Raw genomic sequence first — 17966 nt, forward strand, 5'->3', positions numbered from 1 at the left:
AATACTCGTTTTATGCCCCATTCACTTTATAGGCAGCATGATATCAAAAAATAAGATGTCTTCTCCTTTACTTCTATTTGATGCCTTCCTTCAAAATCTTATCTTGTACTCCATCCACTTGGGCAAATCAGGCAAACCATGATACATATGGTCAAACATTTGGTCTGGTCTGGTCTGGTTGCCAAATATATGACATTTTTTATAATAACAAACAAAATCCATATTTTTTTTCCAATACAGAAATGGATCCTGATCTGATTGATCAGCATCTAATTAAGAAAGAAACATACAGCCAATCGCCGATAACAAAATAAGGGGTCGGCAAAAACAAAAAAAAACCTTATTTTGGCTATACCAAGAATAAGGAAATTTTTAAAATGGGATGCATTGAAAAATATTCAAGACCAATACGTAAAAAACAATAAATCAAGACCAGCAAAACAGCTCTATATTGATGCTCTAATAATGATTTCAGAAGGGTTGGCCTCCACAACAGTTTCGCTATTATTTATAACCTCAGCGGCTCGTTGGCCCATTTTAAAAAAGTCAGTGGAAATAACCGTTATTCCTCCCTCTAAAATTTCCTTCAGCTGTGTTTCATTATAAGATATCACGCCTACCTCTCTTCCAAGATTATAATTGTTCTGTCTGCAGAATTTAATGATTTTTACAAGATCATCATTTTTCTCACTAATTAAGATATATAAAATCCCTTTTTTAATATCATCAATCTCGTTATGGTCAATCGTTGAATTTTTCACGCCAAAGAGGGCGCAGTAACTTTCAAAACCCTTGATAACTGAAGTTCTATGGGGAGCTGTTGAATGGGCAACCAGGCAGATTTCATCATATTTCTTAATCTTATCAGAAATTTTTGAAAGCGATTCAAAAATGTCATTTTCAAAATTTTGATATATCTGGCTATGCTGGATTAAAACACCCTGCTCTTTTTGGTCAATTATAATTAATTTGCCTTCTGGAATTAAATTAAGCACATCACTCACGCTCTCACTAAAAAAAGTGCTGATCACAAAATGAGTATAAGAGTTTACATTTTCTAATATCAGTGACTTAAAAACTTTTTTATTGCCATGATGAAAAAAGATGTCAACTTCAGAGTTTTTATCCAAATTAAGCCTTAAGCCATCATAAATCCTTTCTTTAAATGAAGTCATCTTATCTAGCATAAAAAAAACCCTATACTCAATACTTGTATTTACTTTAGTAATAAAATAGCCCTTTCTATTAGACGAAGCGATAATCCCTTTTTCAGAAAGAATATTTAATGCCTTAAAAACAGTTTCGCGACTGAGTCCCAATTTGTCTGAAATATTCTTAACTGATGGAATCCTATCATTAATCTGGGCATTTCCAGATGTTATATAATCAACAATTGCATCTGCCAACTGTTTGTATTTCGGATTTTTAGACTCATGATTAATTTCTAAATGTTCAAGCATATCAGACCACTATTATAATTTAAACAAATATATGCAAACACAACAACAAATACCAGACCAGACCAGGTTTTTTCCTCTTCAAGACAAAGATGCAAAACCCGCTGTTGAATTTTCTCATGTATTCAAATACAGCAATGCAAAAACCTGAATATTTTCACCTTCTTTTTGTCTTCACAAATTCACCTCTAAGCAATATGCTAATCACTGTAGCCATCTGCTTCTCACCTGCCAGAATCAAACTAAAAAATCTAAAACAATTAAAAATAAATAGAAACAGTCTAAAAGAAAAAAAAATCCTAACTAACTAACTAACTAACTAACTAACTAACTAACTAACTAACTAACTAACTAACTAACTAACTAACTAACTAACTAACTAACTAACTAACTAACTAACTAACTAACTAACTAACTAACTAACTAACTAACTAACTAACTAACTAACTAACTAACTAACTAACTAACTAACTAACTAACTAACTAACTAACTAACTAACTAACTAACTAACTAACTAACTACTTAATATTATCTAAATAAACATGCCTGGCCTCCTACATCATGTCGGGCCAAAATAAAGCCAGAAAAACCCACCGCCTTAGTGCTCAAACCCGAAAGGCTTCGTGGTTTTTGCCAGTGCTGACAGCTGGTCTGCTGATACTTCTGGCAATTGAAACAAGTCTTTTCCATAATATTATGCCCGCTATGTTGGATTTTAGCTCATTTAAGACAATACTAAAACAAAAAAGATGAGCAATACTGCCCATCTTTAAATTATTGTTTGCCGATAATTATTCTATTCCAAGATCCTAGCAATCTAAATTTCCATATCACTAACTTTAAAACACTACGGATTTTCCGAACCATTAGTCTTGACGTTCCGACAATTGCGATAAGATTTCTGTCTAGGCAAGCAGAAATTTGCTGCTGCTTTTTTGAAAACTGCCCCATTCCATTTCAAATACTTTTTGGAGCAGGTCCTTGAGCCCCTGAAAGCTGCTTGGTTTTACAGCATAGAAATCAGCGCCAAGCTTATAGCAGAGCTCGATATTATCGGGGCTTTTGCTGGTGGAGAGCATAATGATCCTTACTTCCTTCAAAGCACCTTCCCTACTTCTGATTTTCTCAAGGCAGTCAAAGCCGTTTTTGATAGGCATATTGATATCCAGAAAAATCATGTCGGGCAGGCGCTCTGCAGTCTTGTCGAGCATATTGAGCAGTTCCTGCCCGTCGCAGGCGGCCTTGACAGCTGCCGGCAGCTCTAAATTCTGCACAGCGTCAAAAAAAAGCAGCCTGTCATCTTCATCATCTTCTGCCAGATAGATAATTTTCTCCCGATTTCGCTTTTGTGACATAGCTTTTAAATTTATAGTGCGGCCATGAAATAGCTCCGAAAACCGCAACGGTTAGCAAAAAAAACTTAGGTCTTAAAATTGAAAATAGAATTACACTTTTTTTGGTGGTGACAGTAAAGATAATTCTTTTTTTTCTTTGAAAGAAAAAGCTTTAAAAAAAGATCATTCTTGTGGCCCAAAATGCCCGTTTGGAAAAATCCAGACATTCTTCAGCGCCAGCCTGAAAATCTAAAAGAAAACTAACTATTTTTTTTTTATACTTTATCCATTTAAATAAACTTACTGCTTGATCAACGATATGCCATCTAGCCATAATAATACTAAAAATAAAAAGATGATTGCTAGATTACACAAAAACTTGTAATACTGCATTAAATAAAATTAGAACCCTTTCCATGAAACAGTTGCAAATTAACTGACTCGCAGCCAGATTTATTGCCGCTCTGCCAAGCCTTTAAAATTGATTTATCTCTGATCCAACTCAACTAAAGAAATATTATGAAAGGTGCGAGCCTATTATAAAATGTTTTAAAGATTTGCCCTTATGTTTGCGCAATGCCCTAAAACAGCTTGCCCGGCAGCCAAATCCACAAATAAGCGACATTTTTTCAATAGATAGATTCTTTAATATAGGGTCATTTATATTTTCCAGCAAGTATTGAATTCTTTTTAAATTTACATAATCATTAAAATTTACCCCAAACTCGGAATTAATCAGATAAGAAATTTTATGCCCGGTAATTCCTGTTTCTTCCGACAGCTGGGCCAGACACAAATCTTTATTCAAAAAAAGCTTTTTGGAATTCGTGTAAAATTCTATTCTTACCAAGCATTCTTCTTTTTCTACCTTTGTTAGTTTGCGAAACATACTCCCCATATGCTTATTTTTTTAAATTATTTCAATCTAATACCGCCAGTTAGACAGATTTTACATTGGCAGATACCATCTAAATCCTAATCTAACTCCAAAATTTGAAGAATTTCTCGGATAGCCGTCGGATCTATAAGCCATAACTTCAGGTTCGATATAAGCATTATACTTTAATTTGCCCGACCATATATATCCAACCCTGAAATCCATCGGTATAGCCACTTTTCCCGTCTTATAGTCGATCTGCCATTCGGGTTCAATCCCAGCATAAACCCCATTTGCCCATGTATAGAAGACATTTGGCTGCAAGACGGCATAAGCGGAAGAACCATACTTGTCATTTCCAGATATGGAGAAAAAATTTTCCCATATCCAGTACATCTGCCATTTTCCAAGATCTGTGAAAGTAACTGTGAAAGCCGGACCGATACTCCACTGGGGAGAACCTAGCTGGTCGTCGGTTCTTGTAGGGATCTGAATATTCCATCCCGCACCAAACTCCCCCCAGTCTTTCTTGGTGAGGAGAAAAAACTGGTTCAAAGTCAGATCGCCCAATCCGGTTTTGCCGTCTGGCGCCGTATTTAAAAAAGTAATGACCCTTATCAGCTGCGGCACTTTAATTAAAAATCCTTCTTTCAAAGGAATGATCCCCCTAAAACGAAAATTTTGTGCGAATCCATCCTGTCCCTCAGTCTTAAATATTGCATATTCTTCCAATTGCAGCTGCCAGGCTAAAGTGGTGGGATTCATCACTTCCTGCGATAGTTTTACCGAAGTGGCACCGCTCTGCGGTTCCTTGTTTTCTTCGGTTTCCTGAGCAGCCCCAGCAATGCACCCCGCGAAGAGCATCATTAATGACGCAGCATAATCTCTGGCGCCTTTTGCTTCCCGGTTAAATATTTTTAATTTCATAGCTCGCATTTTAATTAGTTAATTGCTCGGAAAAATCACTTTCCAATCCTTTTTTATGTCCGCAAAAGCCCAATTTTTAGCCTTTCCCTCGTCAAGCCCTTTATTGAGTGTCCCCACTGGAGATTTTCTGTCATATGCCCATTCGCGGATAGAATCTGTGTGGTGGACATACAGTTCAAAATTCTTGTATTTATTGGAAGCCGCCCACTGCAGCATCTGAAGGTCGCCGTCTGAATTTCCTGCCGCGAAAACCGGTTTTTTTCCAATATACTTTTCTATTGCAACTGGTTTTCCCTCTTTGTCATCATTAAAATCCAGGGCAGGCAGTTTTGTTATCACCGGTTTGCCATTGTTGTAGTCATATTTCGCCTGGAGTGTGCTGCCCACAATCTGGTCTTTTGGGATTCCGTAGACGTCATCAGCCCATGCGCGCATGAAATCAATACCGCCTCCTGAAACAATAAATACTTTGAACTGGTTATCCTGCAGATATTTGACCAATTCAAGCATAGGCTGGTAAATGAGTTCTCTGTAAAGTTTTTTCTTTGTCGGATGCTTCGCCGTGCTGATCCATTTGCCTACGCTAGCCTCGAATTCATCGGTAGACATTCCCGCATGGCTGACGGCCACTATCTGCATCAATCCTGCTTTGCCCTGCTTCATCAGTTCCCCCATATTATTTTCCAGCACTGCTTTAAAAGGCTGCTTGCTCTTCCATTCCGGATGTTTGGGAGCTAAGGCTTTGACCTGATCCAAGACGAAGAAAAGCTGGAAATAAAAAGGCTGTTCAGCCCATAAAGTACCGTCATTGTCAAAAGTTGCGATGCGGTCCTTTACAGGTATAAAATTAGGGCTTTCTGTATTGGTTACATCTTTTACATAGGCAATGATGTCCTGTTTTACTTTTGTATCGTTCCATGATGGCAGATGATCACCGCTTGAGACGGCTGTCGGAGCTTTTTCCTTGGCGGTACTGTCTTCTTTAATCCCTTCTCTTTTGCATCCTGCTGCAGCGATCAGCAAAACAACGGAAAGGAATAATTTAAGGCCTGCTGTATTATTTACTTTTTTCATCTTATCTGATTTAATTTTGCTGGTGGTCAAAATATGACCTTAATAAAAATTTGAAATCTTTCATTCCCTTCTTTATTAAAGCTAAAGTTAAGGCACTACATAACGATTTGAGAGGCTTTTTTTGCTCTTCCCTGCCATTTTCAAACCTCAAACATTCTCGCTTGCTTCATATGCTTCTGCATGCTAAGAAACCTTTGAGGAACGGCATTAGAAAAAGAGCCAGCTGCTTATATGCAAGCATAGCCGGCCCTTTCTTAAAACAAATCACATATTTCATGGCAGCCAAATAATAGCTTTTCAATCTTCAGCCGATATTTTATCACCCGCCTCCGCTTCTTTTTGCAGTAGTTGTGGCTTTAAGTTTTTCCTGAACATTTTTCATCATTATATAATCATTGATTGTTATTGGTCCAGGATACATTTGGCTCTGCAATGGACTTGGCGGATATTTTTCATACGTTTTGACAAAATCCGCAAGAATGTTTTGAACAGTTGGCAAAAACCATGTCTTCTCGGTAAAGTTGTTCATAAACAAATCATAGCGTTCTTGGGGATCTGCCCATAAATCAAATATCTGCGGTACGGTAGCCACATAACTTGCTGGCCCTTTCCACCCTAAATTGGCATCTACTGCCAGACCTCCCGTATGGGCGCCATCATCACCACGCAGATTAAATACCGCCTTGAATTTACCAATTCGGATTGCTCCCGGAGCCAATTCGTCTTCCGTAAAATAAAGCCACATATTTCTTTTTGATTTGCCTGTGCCAAATAAAACCGGCGTCATATCATAGCTGTCAAAAATAGTCGGTTTTCCTTCCCTGTCTACAGTCGGCAGGTCCTGTCCTGATAAAGCCGCAAATGTTGCCATAAAATCAAGTGTTCCTAAAATGTCACTGTTCTTACTGTTTGCCTTGATTTTCCCTGGCCACCAAGCCAAGGTCGGAATACGGCTTCCCCCTTCACGGTCTGTCCCTTTAGTTCCTCTGAAAGGCGTATAGCCGCAATCAGGGTATACATCCTGCCAAGTGCCGTTATCCACTGTGTAGATAACCAAAGTGTTTTCAGCAATTCCAAGATTGCGCACCTCGTCCATAATGCGGCCTATTCTTGAATCCAGTTCGACAATACAGTCGGCATATTTATTTTTTCCTGCAGATTTCCCCACATAATCTGGATGAGGCAGGTTAGGCTGGTGGTTTTTGGCAAAAGAAATTTCCATAAAAAAAGGCTTGTCCTTTTTAGCATTCTCTTTCAGCCATTTAATGGATTCCTCTTCCGTATACTGATCTAAAAACGGAATCACTTTTCCGTCGATTTTTCTTACTTCTCTATAAGGTTTGCCTGCCTCTCCTTCGAGTGCGCCTTTAGTCCCTTTAACCCACGTTGCTCTGATATCATCCGGCATGTCCGCGTTCCAATCCGGATCCGTATAGGTGTAGGCATTCAAGTGATATAATGTTACATTTTTCATCACATCAAAACCCTGCGCAATGGGCATAGAATAGTCTTCCTCGCCAAGATGCCATTTCCCAGCGAAAAAAGTACTGTAATTTTTGCGTTTCAATAAAGACGCCAAAGTCCATTCGGCTTTTGGAAGCCCCCCTCCATCTCCTGGAAAAGCAACTGTTGTCATACCGCTGCGGTTGGGAATTCTTCCGGTTATCAGGGCAGCTCTCCCCGGTGTGCAGCTTGGCTGGCCGTAAAAGGACCAGAACTGCATTCCTTCGTTTGCCATGCGGTCGATATTAGGAGTGGCTGCGCCTCTGGCTTCCCCTCCACCATAAGGGCCTAAATCACCCCATCCCGTATCATCTGACAGCAGAATAATAATGTTCGGGCTTTTTTTCGTCTGGGCATCAATAGCAACGCACGTAAATAACGAGAGCGCCAATATTGATAATAGATGTCTTCTTTTTTTCATAATAAGAGATTTATAATTATACAAGAGATTAATTTGTTATGTCATGGAAGAGCTGATTAAAAAATGATTAAAGATTTTTTTTGTGCTTAAGCATCCGCTCATTTGCAAGGAATTATAAATTTAAGGAAAGACCACACACAGAATAACGGTAAAAAGGTTTCATTTTATAATTTGCAACAAAAAAATAGAAAGTGCAACGAACTTATTTCCTCAAAATCAGATTTGAACTTACAGACTATGAGAGATTAGCCATTTATGCGGTTTATTAAATCGGCCCATATGATATCATGTTCCTATTTCAACATACCTTGTCCAGTACCACAGGCAAAAGGTGGAATCGATGATATTGGTGTCGAAAAATGTGAAGGCATATCCAACTACATAAATGCGGCAGCCCTACGCGTTTAACTTTGCTGGCAAAATCAAACGCATACAAATTTCTAAATATTCACAAATACAAAACTGATGCAGGTTTAAACTTGGAGTTGATATCTTTTTTGCGGCTAAATACCAATGCTTTAGTTTCTTAATCGGAAATACTCAGTGTTTTTATTATATTAGCAATACAAAAAAAAGAATAATGCTACTAGCTGTCAATTCGTTAGCATTTATTTTTTTGTGAATGATTTAATATTGAAATATCAAAAAATGAATTTGGTGCAGAATCGAGTGCACAGAGCGTAAAGATATAGATAAAACCTAGCATAGACAGGACTTCAGCCGTAATGTTAGAATCTTGCTCTCTCTTTCGAACCTACGGCCAGAAGCTAATAAGACTCTCGACGAAAGCTTAGAAAGACTTTCAAAATTCCCGTCTCAAGATAATACCCCTAATTATTAAAGTTACAAGCCGTTCCAAACCAACTCCCTTTCAGCGGCCAAAATCAAACAAACAAATCTGAAAAACAATTAAGCCAAATCAGAAAAACTAACTAACTAACTAACTAACTAACTAACTAACTAACTAACTAACTAACTAACTAACTAACTAACTAACTAACTAACTAACTAACTAACTAACTAACTAACTAACTAACTAACTAACTAACTATTTTTAGGTAAAATTTACTTTTTCTTATACTTAATTGGAAAACAGTGGTCAATATCACTGAGTTTTACAACAATGCTATAGATTATCTTATCAAACCTATCGTTAAGACAGATTTGGCAAAAGCGCTAAATAAGATAGAAACGATAAGGAGCATGTTTGAGGAGAATCTCTGCATTCAGAAACCGGCCAAGAATGCTGTCGTGTCCAGCAATATTCTCTGAGAATAAAACCAGCCTTTGGCAGAAGCTGCCACAATAGAAAAACAGGCCTTGCAATTAGTCTGCTTTATTTTTCAATGCGCTGCTTTCAGCGGCCCACAGATCAAAAAAGCCGACACTTGAAGGAGCGGCCCCAAATCTGCATCCAAAACATTTGACCTAAACTGATGGACACAGCCTGTTTTTAGTTTTGCGCGCTTCCGCCCCCAAGAGCCCGCATAAACTTTTTTTTCCTAGCCTAATTATCCATTGCTAAAGGCCGATAAAAAGACTATTTTTATAAATGCCGCTCTAATGGGAACAGAAGCATATATTAAAATTCCGAAAATGCATAAACTGTTTGGGCCTATTCAAGTTTTGAATCAGGCCATATATACTCTACCTGCATTATGACGCACCCTTGCAGCCGCCAGAAGAAAAGCCGATTCTTATGAACCGGCTTCAATGCATTGCCTATCATATCTGCTTTTTAAAAGATGCATTTCTTTTATAAAAACCTCAAGCTTTATGATCCTCAGGAATATACTTTTAAAATTTTTCCGTTAACTGCTCCTTCAGTGCTCAGTATGTAGGCATTTACAACTTTTTTCATTGGAGCAAGGTTATAGCCCGGAAATAAGGCCCCATATCTTTCAAAACTGTCTTCCACAAGACCTGGGCTCACTGCATTTATCCTAATGCCATTTTTCAGCTCCTGTGATGATCCGAGCACGAAACTGTTTACCGCACCGTTGATAACGGCCACCGCCGTTCCGTTTTTGGCTGGATGCTCAGCCGCGATACCCGAGGTGAGGGTAAAGGATCCTCCCTTTCTCATATACTCTTTTCCTATCAGAACGATATTCATCTGCCCAAGCATTTTTCCCTGTATTCCTGCCATTAGATCATTTTGGGTCATCGAATAAAAGTCTCCGTAAAAACCTGTTCCTGCAGTGCATATGCATGCATCAATTTCCTGAACCTCTTCAAACATTCTGCGGATGGAAACCTCATCTGCCATATCCACAAGAACATCACCGCTGCTGCGCCCTGCGATAATAACTTCATGCCTGTTTTTCAACGCCTCAGCCACTTTTCGGCCTATGGTTCCCGAACCTCCAACAATTAAAATTCTCATAACTTTTTTTTTAGCAAAGCTATATGATATGACAGTCTGGCCGTAAACAGAAAAAGTCCATTTTTTTTAGATTTCAGCTCTAAATTCTGTCGGTGTTCTGCCAAATGTCCTTTTAAAGAGCTGGGTATAGTAAGAGAGGCTCTCAAAACCGCATTTCTCTGCAATATCTGCAATCCTTTGCTCTGAATTTTTCAGAAGCAGGCAGGAATATTCGAGTCTTTTCTGATTAATCCACTTCTTAGGTGATGTCCGGTAAATCAAAGCAAAATCCCTTTTAAATGATGATAGGCTTCTGTTGGTGAGATTCGCATAGTCTTTCAGAGATAGGTTCTCAAGCGCATATTTATCCATAATATACACAAGGCCTTCCGACGAAGTGGATATTAGCGAATCCCAAAATGGGATAGTCTGGGAGCGCGGAACAGTTTTAAGTATATACAGCAAAATTTCTTGCTGCTTAAGCAGCAAGATTTCCCTATCCCAGAGCATTTTCTGCGTAAAATAAAGTGTCAGCTGGGCTTTAAAGGCCTCTATGGCGGGATTGGAGGGAATTTTCAGAAAAGGGACTGTAGAGTGCCTGCCGGATTTTTTTATCCGATATTCCGCAATCACTTCCTGAAGCAGTTTTGAATCCAGAAACAGCAGCACTGCCTCAAACTGCTCCCCTTGCTCAAAATATTCTGCCATCGCATATATGCCTTTTTTAAGAAAAATAATGTCCTGCGGCGTCACTTCAACTGTCTGATTCTCTATATGGAGGCGTTTGAATCCTTTCAAAACAAATACCAAGACATTTTCTGTCAAAAAAACATCCTTTAAAACAGTTCTGTTTTCTTTTTTAAACTTTGCAAAAATGGCATTTTCAATGGCAAGAAATGAGCTGTCGTCCGGATCAGCTTTAAGAGGCGGGAAATGGTAAATCATCTCAATAGTATATTTACGAATTTCAGAGAAAAGTACGCATATATTTTTAATGCGCGCAATCCAAAATTAAGGTTCTGTCGCATCTGTCAGAATATAATATAAAAATTTAAGCAATTTAAAAATTAGCTTGCCAATTTCCAGAATGATTTAAACATAGATATCTCTGGTCTAATCATCTGATTCTTTCTAAGCATATGCACAACTTCAATTCCGCTTAACGTTCGTCTGGCCGATTCAAAATTTTTAAAACCTAATCCCCTTTGTATGCGCCGCTTGATGAAACGATGGTCCTGTCCGACAATATTGTTGAGATATCTGCACTGTCGGATTTTAATCTTCGAGAAAGAACGTTTGTTATAGACTTTGACCGCTGCAGTATTAGAACCGCTTTTATCAATGCTTATTACTCTTGGCCGGCAATTATTACTTATTGCTTTAATTACAAATGACTGGGCACTCATCCTCTGCCTTCTTTTAGTTAATAAGAAATCAACTGTATTGCCAGACCTATCAACTGCCCTATATAAATAACACCATTGCCCTTTAATCTTAATATAAGTCTGGTCCATTCTCCATCTACCACTAACTTGCACCTTAGGTTTCTTCATTTGCATCTCCATTAACGGGGAAAACTTATACCCAGCGCTGAATGGCAGCATGATCAACATGAACTCCCCGCATTTTCATGATCTCTTTAACATCCCGATAACTTAATGCAAACCTAAGCTTAAAATATACTGCCTGCAATATAATAGACCTCGGATAGCAATGACCTTTCGTATTCATTTTTAGACTGGATTAAATTCCAAAGATAAAAGTTATTCTCAGATGCGGCAGAGCCTTTCAAATCCTCTATAATATTTGCAGAATTGTGCATTAGCCTAGGGCCATAAACTATTTCAGCTTTTACAATTTTTACGCCAATCTCCAGCAGGACATCTCAAACCAAATCTGCAAAGCCAATGGAAGACAGCCCGTACATGCGGTAAGCCGATTTCTTGAAATCATCCATAAGTGATGTAAATTTATCCTGTCCCTCTCACAAAGCCAGATGGCGCCAATTGAAGACAATTGGCACCATTTTCTTTTATTTTCAATACTAGACACGCTGACTGTAAATCAGTTGAGGCTTGCACGTCAGCCCGCCTGACGCAAAACCCTTGCTGTGCGCAGGGCATTTCGTGCGACGGTTTTAAATTTACAGATCTTTGCCGCCTTACACGTTCGTGTCGCGCAACAAATCGAAATCCGCCGCTCATAGGAGGTCAGACGCAAATGTCCTGCAGCATTTGAATTCTTATTCCAACTCGTCTTTTAGCAGAGTAAAGAAATTATTAACTGCAGGTGTTTTCTCAAGCCAGGGAAAGTGCCCGCACTTTTCAATAAAATGAATTTTTGTCTGAGGGAGCAGTTCTTTTGTTTCAAATGCTGTTGATTCGCCTACCGGGTCTTGTCGGCCCTGTATGATAGTGACTGGGGCAGTGTATTTTTTTAATGACGTAGCCCTTGCTTTGCTTGTTATTGCATAATCTTTTGAAACCGCTGCTGATACTTCGGTATACTTTTGTCCAATGCTGCTGGCTGATAGATCACTTTTTGTTGCCAATGCCCGTTCACGACTAAAAAAATACCCTGGCCAAATTGTTAAAATTTGGTTCAGTCCCGTGCTATCTGCTTTTTTGGATTCTTCAAAATCTATTTCATGAAGCCTCATCATAATATTATCACTGAAGTATGTAAAGAAGTTTGCTGTAACGCCGCCAGAGTTTAGCAAAACCAGTTTTTCTACTTTATCAGGATATTTTGCCGCGTATGCTATCGCTAGCATACCGCCCCACGAATGCCCTACAATTGTAATTTTTGGAAGTTTCAGGCGAGTCCGCAGAACTTCAACGTCTTCTACATATTTATCAACCGAAAGAGTGGTGGCGTCAAATTTGACCAATAATGATTTGCCTGTTGTCCGCTGGTCAGGGACAACGAAGCGATAGCCAATTACTGTTTTCCATATCGGCTCCAAGTAAGCGGCTGTCATTCCCGGTCCGCCAGCGAGTAATACCACTGGCTTTCCTTGGCCATATTCACTGACGGAAAGCTGTACTTTGTCTGAGGAGGTAATGAAGTACGTTTTTTGCGCATGGAGTGATGCAAAGATACACGCCAGCAACAAGGTGAAGATTGTTTTTTTCATGGCTGTTTGGTTTAGGGTATTATAGTAGCGGACAGATTTATCCGCTTGTGAATATGTCTTTAAAAACAAATCTACGCTTTTTTTTCTTTGAATCTTACTCTATCCGCTTACAGAAATTTTGATTTCGCTGCAGATGTCTTACACCCTACGGTCCAGGGCTTGCCGAAATGAATGACACTTCAGCCAAAGCGCCAAAGTTCAGATTTAGCGAAAAAGGCAATTGTCTTGACAATGTGATAATTGAAAACTTCTTTGGAATATTAAAATCAGAGTTGTTTTATCTTAAGAAATGCACTTCCATTAATCAATTGAAACAAGAGATTGTTGAAAGCAATAAATCAATTTTTAGCTTTAGTCAAACAACATTAAATAAGTTAACTTAAATATTTATTCGTACGATAGATAAAATAAATTTAAAGTTTATAGTTTGATAGCTTAACAGGATTCGAACACCAAAAAATAGAACAGAAACTGGTTCTGCAGCACCCTAAATTGTTTCAATTTGTTTTTAATGCCAAATAACAACTGAGCCGATTTTACAATTAAGAATTGTCTTTTTAACTTTTTAGCCCCGATAGCAGTGTAAATCCTTTTGCGCCGGGGTTCGGTACAAAAGATTGAAACGCATAGCGGGAAGAGCTCCTAAAAATCATTAATATAAAATCCCAGATAGCAATTCGGCCGTTCCAAAAATAAGCGCTTTTTGCGCCCGCAAATGCTATTGCCTTGGAGCCGCGCATTATACTGCACCAAAACATGGCTGCGGGCTTATAGGCTAAAATCATTTTAGAAACATTTCCTAAAAGCTGAAATTGGACAAAATTGAAACATTTTTAACCAGATTTAAAAGTCCCTGACAGCGGCTGGTTTTACTTTTGCATCTCTAATAGATTGCATAAATGATTTGACCCTTAAAGAGACATATATAAGAAAAGAGTTAATTGATCTGTTTTTAGCATAACCTAAACTGCGCCATTAAAAAAACAGTATTAATTTTTCGAATTAAAGTTTTTGCCCCAAATAATTTTTAAACCTTACCTACATGATTCTAAAAACTAAAAAATGGCTTTTTATAGCTTTTCTTGCTTCCAGCTTTGTCACTCTGTCTAGCTGTGATGATAATAACGACAGTTATAAAGCCGACTATCTGCCCGCTATCGACGCCTCTGATCTTCCGAAAGGAAATCGCCCGATGGCAATGTTTGAAGACAGCGAAAGCCCTTCAAAAATGTACGACAACAAAGACCGCTGGTTTAGGGTAAACCAGCCGATGCAGATTATCCAGAAAGGGAGGGATTCCGTACAGATTTCCCTCTATTCCCCTGTTGGGCTTAAAGACGTAAAAATTTATGCAAAACTGGCCAATTATGATAAGCGCTTTTTAATGTATGAATTCACAAATGTCCCTGCCTTCCACCGTTCTTTCCACCAGATTCCCCTAGTAGCCGCAAAGCGCGATTACGCCTTAGAGAACGGCAAAACGGTGACCATCGATAAAATTGACGGATTCTCATCGGGAACCATAGAATTTTCAGTCGAATCCAGCGACCCTCTGTTTGCCAAATTCAAAAAAATAAAATCGAATCGGCTGGTCCAGTTCAGCGACCAGTACCACCTTAATAATCCTTCTGATGACCCTAATAAATACCTGCCGATGAATCCTGTCTTGGCCAAAGAGGCTATAGCAATGATCATCAACTTCTCGTATGCGCTGAGCCATCCGATGTATTATGACACCTTCATTAATTTTGACCGATATAAAAAAGAGCAGGCAGCGGCAGCCGGAACAGATGTAAACGGTGCTTTAAACTGGCACGGAAATGCCGATGATGCAGGCGGAGTTTACGACTATCTGACCAAAATTCAGATCGAACAGGCCTATAATACCTACATAGACAGCAGGACTCTGAATATGGCCATGGTAGGCGGCGGTTCTGCCAAGGGAGGCGGTCCTCTTGCTTCACAATGGGAATCGGGCTATGTATCGGGCCACTGGAGAGGGGAAATGTCTGTCTGGTCGCACGAATACTCCCATCACAGCGGCTACAGCCACAGCAGCAATCTGGCCAACAGCGGCGAAGGCGGCGGCCAGCAGGAAATGATGACCCATTTTTACAAGTATTTAATTTATCTTAATGATCTTCCTTTTACAGATCCAGAGGTTCTTCAGACCTGGACCAAAACAGCATACCTGCGCGAGCCCTACAAAAAGCCTGTTTTTAAAATTGACCCAAAAAATCCATTTCTAATCAAATATAAAGGCGAAGGAAAATGGAACTAAAATCTGCCACAAATATGAAATCTATCTTGCCCCTAATCCTTGCGCTCTGCCTGCTTGCAGGCTGCAGCAAAGACGATGCCGAACCTAAAGGCTACACCTACTATTATCCCTCAGATGAAGCAGTGCTCACAGCAGAAAATATTCCCGGCAGCACCGAAGCATTTGACCCAAAAGGAATTGCCGTTTCAAACGGAAAACTATATGCAGCCAATGGCAATGCACTTGAAATTTTTGATGCTCTGACATTTAATCATATAAAAACCATCAAAGAATTTGTAAAAGGGGCAAATGCAATTCCTTTAACAAACCTGACCTCTGTCTGTGCGGATAACGGCCGCATCTATGTGGGAAGCACAGACTCCAGATTATTCGTATTTGACCAAGCCACAAATGCAGGAATCAGCACGGTCGGAAACGGCAACTGGTGGGAAACCTTTGTGCATGTATTCGGCGTTACAGTTAAAGACGGACTGGTATTCGTAAAAGAGAAAGAAAAATCCATAAAAGTATTTGACGCTTCCCAGATCACAGAAACAAGCGGATGGAATCTCAAGCCCATTGCAAAATTAAACACCTTAAACGGCTATACGGAAACATACTCAATGGATGTATACGGCGGATATCTTGTGGTGGCGGGAAGAGATGCAAAAAGCTATCTGTATTACAATATAACGGGCATCAGAGCAAATGCGGCAAAATCGCTGGATGCGCCGATCGAGCCTGAAAAAACTCAGTTTTTAGATGCGAAGCCCGCTGCAGTGAGCTTCAGCACCGACTGGGCTGTGGCTGCAGAGAATGCCGGAAGCGCTTCCTATCTAAAACTGTATCCAAAAGAAGATTTTATCAGAAAAAACTATAAAGCGGCTTTAAGCGTATCCGATATACTGGGCAAAAATGCATTTGGAGCCATTTCCGGCACAGCACAGCTGAATGATCTGATCTTTCTGTCGGATAATGCCAATAAACAAATCAGAATCATTAGGCTGCATAAATCTGCAATTGCCGAGCAGAATTGATCGCGCTAAAAAATATCGGCAAAGCCGCACCATATTGCATATTGGTCTCCAGCACGCACTATGGTGCGGCCCCTATTCAATTATCATGAAAAAAACAGCAATACTTCTATTCTGTCTTGCGGGATTTAAAATGTGCTCCCAGACTTCATCAGAGCTTATCGGAAAATGGATACTGATAAAATGGACGGAAAGGGGAAGACAGAAAGACATACACGATTACTACAAAACAAACCAGGTTTTCCAGGTCTTTAAAGAGAACGGCCTCTTCCAGTTCATTGTCGGAGATAAAAAATATAAAGGCAGATGGGAAATATCCCGAAATAACGATAAGCTTATTATCGTTTCCGGGGTTTTCACCACAGTCTATTCAATCGCCCTGTTTGATTCAGAAAGGCGGATCGAAACTTCTGATGGTCTGGGGACATTTGAATATGAAAAAGTCCGCTGAAATCAGCTGCAGCAGAAATGGAGAAAATTATTTCGGCATCATCAAAATGCCTCCCTTCTGATAAAACCATAAGATAGCATTTTTTATACATGCACGAAGCATTGGCTGTGAGCCTTTTCGGCATTTCTTAGAAACAGGGCCTTTTTTTTCCGCTTGAGCTCTAATAAAACCGCCATTGCTTTACAGCAAAACTGCCACCCAAAAAAATATTGAAACTGCCCCTTACCATAAATGAAAAAAATTATCGCACTGTTCCCAGCCCTAATTGCCTGTTCCATTCTTTCTTCCTATTCCAGTTTAAAAAATCCATCCTGCAATGAAATTTTCGGCATCTGGACATGGGAGAAATCCATAAGCATCAAAGATCATAATTATACATCAACCCCCCATTCTATGGGATTCAGAAAAAAAATTGAATTTACCCAGGACGGCTTAATCATAACCTATAAAAATGGCTTTGAGATCAGAAGCGGCAGATATGCAATGGAAAAAGGCATTGGCGCAAATGACAGCCTGGAGCATGATCTTATCAGCTTTGAAGGCTCTGTCTACGTCATTGAAAATATCACTTCCAAAAATCTCACACTAAGGCATAATGTGCCGCAAGGATCCATTTCAGTATATAAACGCTGAATTTTATCCGCATCAGTCTTGAGACGATAAGAATATAGCAGGATATCGAATATGGATTTACTGGGATAGCGCCCTATTTCAGCATAAAATGCAGATGCTGGCATTAGCAACAAATTGATACATGAAATTTTGAGTTTTGCAAATAAAAAATAAGCATTTAAAATGCATTCTTTAATCGCGTTTGTCTAAATAATATAGGAAGGATTATTTTTTAGATGACAAGCAGGAAAAGGCGTATAGTTTAAAAAGTAAAATTAAACTTTTATTTCACCTACACAAATGAGCAAACAATATATCTGATGCGAAATAATAAAAATACTAATATTCATTTAATCAATTTAGAAATCAAATAGATTTTCCTATGAATCCCCGACGGGACATCTAAACCAAATTTCAAAGCCAATGGAAGACAGACATTACATAATTTCATAAAATGAAATCTCATTCTAAAACTGTTTGATAATTCCTCATTATTTGTGTTTCCCACTCTCAT

14 protein-coding genes and 1 pseudogene are annotated in these 17966 nt (G+C 39.1%); 5 read left to right on the forward strand and 10 right to left on the reverse strand.

The features are described from left to right. Nucleotides 1–446: 446 nt before the first annotated feature. The 10 genes from LPB248_RS00405 to LPB248_RS00450 all read right to left on the reverse strand — a co-directional run bounded on the left by LPB248_RS00405 (nucleotide 447) and on the right by LPB248_RS00450 (nucleotide 13095). Nucleotides 447–1460 (reverse strand): winged helix-turn-helix domain-containing protein, encoded by a 1014-nt coding sequence (locus tag LPB248_RS00405; RefSeq protein WP_177209647.1) that lies wholly within the window; start codon nucleotides 1458–1460, stop codon nucleotides 447–449. 903 nt (nucleotides 1461–2363) lie between these two features. Further along, nucleotides 2364–2813 carry a response regulator gene (locus LPB248_RS00410; RefSeq protein ID WP_177209648.1) on the reverse strand — a complete coding sequence of 150 codons (450 nt, stop codon included), beginning with the start codon at nucleotides 2811–2813 and terminating at the stop codon, nucleotides 2364–2366. A gap of 496 nt (nucleotides 2814–3309) precedes the next feature. Next, the gene (locus LPB248_RS00415) at nucleotides 3310–3690 is read right to left on the reverse strand and encodes a hypothetical protein (RefSeq protein ID WP_177209649.1); all 381 of its coding nucleotides are present in this window, start codon (nucleotides 3688–3690) and stop codon (nucleotides 3310–3312) included. A gap of 51 nt (nucleotides 3691–3741) precedes the next feature. Then, nucleotides 3742–4596: a hypothetical protein gene (locus tag LPB248_RS00420; protein WP_177209650.1), complete on the reverse strand. Its 855-nt coding sequence runs from the start codon at nucleotides 4594–4596 to the stop codon at nucleotides 3742–3744. An 18-nt stretch (nucleotides 4597–4614) separates the two neighbouring features. Further along, nucleotides 4615–5670: an HAD family hydrolase gene (locus tag LPB248_RS00425; RefSeq protein ID WP_177209651.1), complete on the reverse strand. Its 1056-nt coding sequence runs from the start codon at nucleotides 5668–5670 to the stop codon at nucleotides 4615–4617. A gap of 319 nt (nucleotides 5671–5989) precedes the next feature. After that, nucleotides 5990–7594, reverse strand: coding sequence for an arylsulfatase (locus LPB248_RS00430; RefSeq protein ID WP_177209652.1), 1605 nt, complete (start codon nucleotides 7592–7594; stop codon nucleotides 5990–5992). Nucleotides 7595–9377: 1783 nt separating this feature from the next. Beyond that, a complete protein-coding gene (locus LPB248_RS00435; RefSeq protein ID WP_177209653.1) occupies nucleotides 9378–9980 on the reverse strand; it encodes a short chain dehydrogenase in 603 nt (200 codons plus the stop codon). Between the two features lie 66 nt (nucleotides 9981–10046). Further along, nucleotides 10047–10904 carry a helix-turn-helix transcriptional regulator gene (locus LPB248_RS00440; RefSeq protein ID WP_177209654.1) on the reverse strand — a complete coding sequence of 286 codons (858 nt, stop codon included), beginning with the start codon at nucleotides 10902–10904 and terminating at the stop codon, nucleotides 10047–10049. Between the two features lie 122 nt (nucleotides 10905–11026). After that, a protein-coding gene (locus tag LPB248_RS00445; RefSeq protein ID WP_410504079.1) for an IS6 family transposase occupies nucleotides 11027–11690 on the reverse strand; the annotation gives its coding sequence in 2 pieces (ribosomal slippage) (nucleotides 11027–11540 and nucleotides 11539–11690; 666 coding nt in all). Nucleotides 11691–12201: 511 nt separating this feature from the next. Beyond that, nucleotides 12202–13095: an alpha/beta fold hydrolase gene (locus LPB248_RS00450; protein ID WP_177209655.1), complete on the reverse strand. Its 894-nt coding sequence runs from the start codon at nucleotides 13093–13095 to the stop codon at nucleotides 12202–12204. 206 nt (nucleotides 13096–13301) lie between these two features. Between LPB248_RS00450 and LPB248_RS00455 the strand changes: the two are divergent. The 5 genes and pseudogenes from LPB248_RS00455 to LPB248_RS00475 form a co-directional block, all read left to right on the forward strand. Then, nucleotides 13302–13418: pseudogene (locus tag LPB248_RS00455) on the forward strand (IS3 family transposase); the annotation flags it as partial. Between the two features lie 719 nt (nucleotides 13419–14137). Beyond that, nucleotides 14138–15376, forward strand: a complete 1239-nt coding sequence (locus LPB248_RS00460) for a hypothetical protein (RefSeq protein ID WP_177209656.1) — start codon at nucleotides 14138–14140, stop codon at nucleotides 15374–15376. Beyond that, nucleotides 15367–16392 (forward strand): PQQ-binding-like beta-propeller repeat protein, encoded by a 1026-nt coding sequence (locus tag LPB248_RS00465; RefSeq protein ID WP_177209657.1) that lies wholly within the window; start codon nucleotides 15367–15369, stop codon nucleotides 16390–16392. Before LPB248_RS00460 ends, LPB248_RS00465 begins: the two co-directional genes overlap by 10 nt. Before the next feature lie 85 nt (nucleotides 16393–16477). Then, on the forward strand, nucleotides 16478–16840 hold the full coding sequence (locus LPB248_RS00470) for a hypothetical protein (RefSeq protein ID WP_177209658.1): 363 nt from the start codon (nucleotides 16478–16480) through the stop codon (nucleotides 16838–16840). A 231-nt stretch (nucleotides 16841–17071) separates the two neighbouring features. Continuing rightward, nucleotides 17072–17473 (forward strand): hypothetical protein, encoded by a 402-nt coding sequence (locus LPB248_RS00475; RefSeq protein WP_177209659.1) that lies wholly within the window; start codon nucleotides 17072–17074, stop codon nucleotides 17471–17473. Nucleotides 17474–17966: the final 493 nt, after the last annotated feature.

The sequence above is a fragment of the Flavobacterium sp. LPB0248 genome, assembly GCF_013388355.1.
GTDB lineage: Bacteria > Bacteroidota > Bacteroidia > Flavobacteriales > Flavobacteriaceae > Flavobacterium.

Coding starts and splice junctions, on each gene's coding strand:
- LPB248_RS00440 (WP_177209654.1), bottom strand. CDS start 10,904: ATGATTTACCATTTCCCGCCTCTTAAAGCTGATCCGGACGACAGCTCA.
- LPB248_RS00470 (WP_177209658.1), top strand. CDS start 16,478: ATGAAAAAAACAGCAATACTTCTATTCTGTCTTGCGGGATTTAAAATG.
- LPB248_RS00435 (WP_177209653.1), bottom strand. CDS start 9,980: ATGAGAATTTTAATTGTTGGAGGTTCGGGAACCATAGGCCGAAAAGTG.
- LPB248_RS00410 (WP_177209648.1), bottom strand. CDS start 2,813: ATGTCACAAAAGCGAAATCGGGAGAAAATTATCTATCTGGCAGAAGAT.
- LPB248_RS00460 (WP_177209656.1), top strand. CDS start 14,138: ATGATTCTAAAAACTAAAAAATGGCTTTTTATAGCTTTTCTTGCTTCC.
- LPB248_RS00405 (WP_177209647.1), bottom strand. CDS start 1,460: ATGCTTGAACATTTAGAAATTAATCATGAGTCTAAAAATCCGAAATAC.
- LPB248_RS00425 (WP_177209651.1), bottom strand. CDS start 5,670: ATGAAAAAAGTAAATAATACAGCAGGCCTTAAATTATTCCTTTCCGTT.
- LPB248_RS00465 (WP_177209657.1), top strand. CDS start 15,367: ATGGAACTAAAATCTGCCACAAATATGAAATCTATCTTGCCCCTAATC.
- LPB248_RS00450 (WP_177209655.1), bottom strand. CDS start 13,095: ATGAAAAAAACAATCTTCACCTTGTTGCTGGCGTGTATCTTTGCATCA.
- LPB248_RS00430 (WP_177209652.1), bottom strand. CDS start 7,594: ATGAAAAAAAGAAGACATCTATTATCAATATTGGCGCTCTCGTTATTT.
- LPB248_RS00420 (WP_177209650.1), bottom strand. CDS start 4,596: ATGAAATTAAAAATATTTAACCGGGAAGCAAAAGGCGCCAGAGATTAT.
- LPB248_RS00475 (WP_177209659.1), top strand. CDS start 17,072: ATGAAAAAAATTATCGCACTGTTCCCAGCCCTAATTGCCTGTTCCATT.
- LPB248_RS00415 (WP_177209649.1), bottom strand. CDS start 3,690: ATGGGGAGTATGTTTCGCAAACTAACAAAGGTAGAAAAAGAAGAATGC.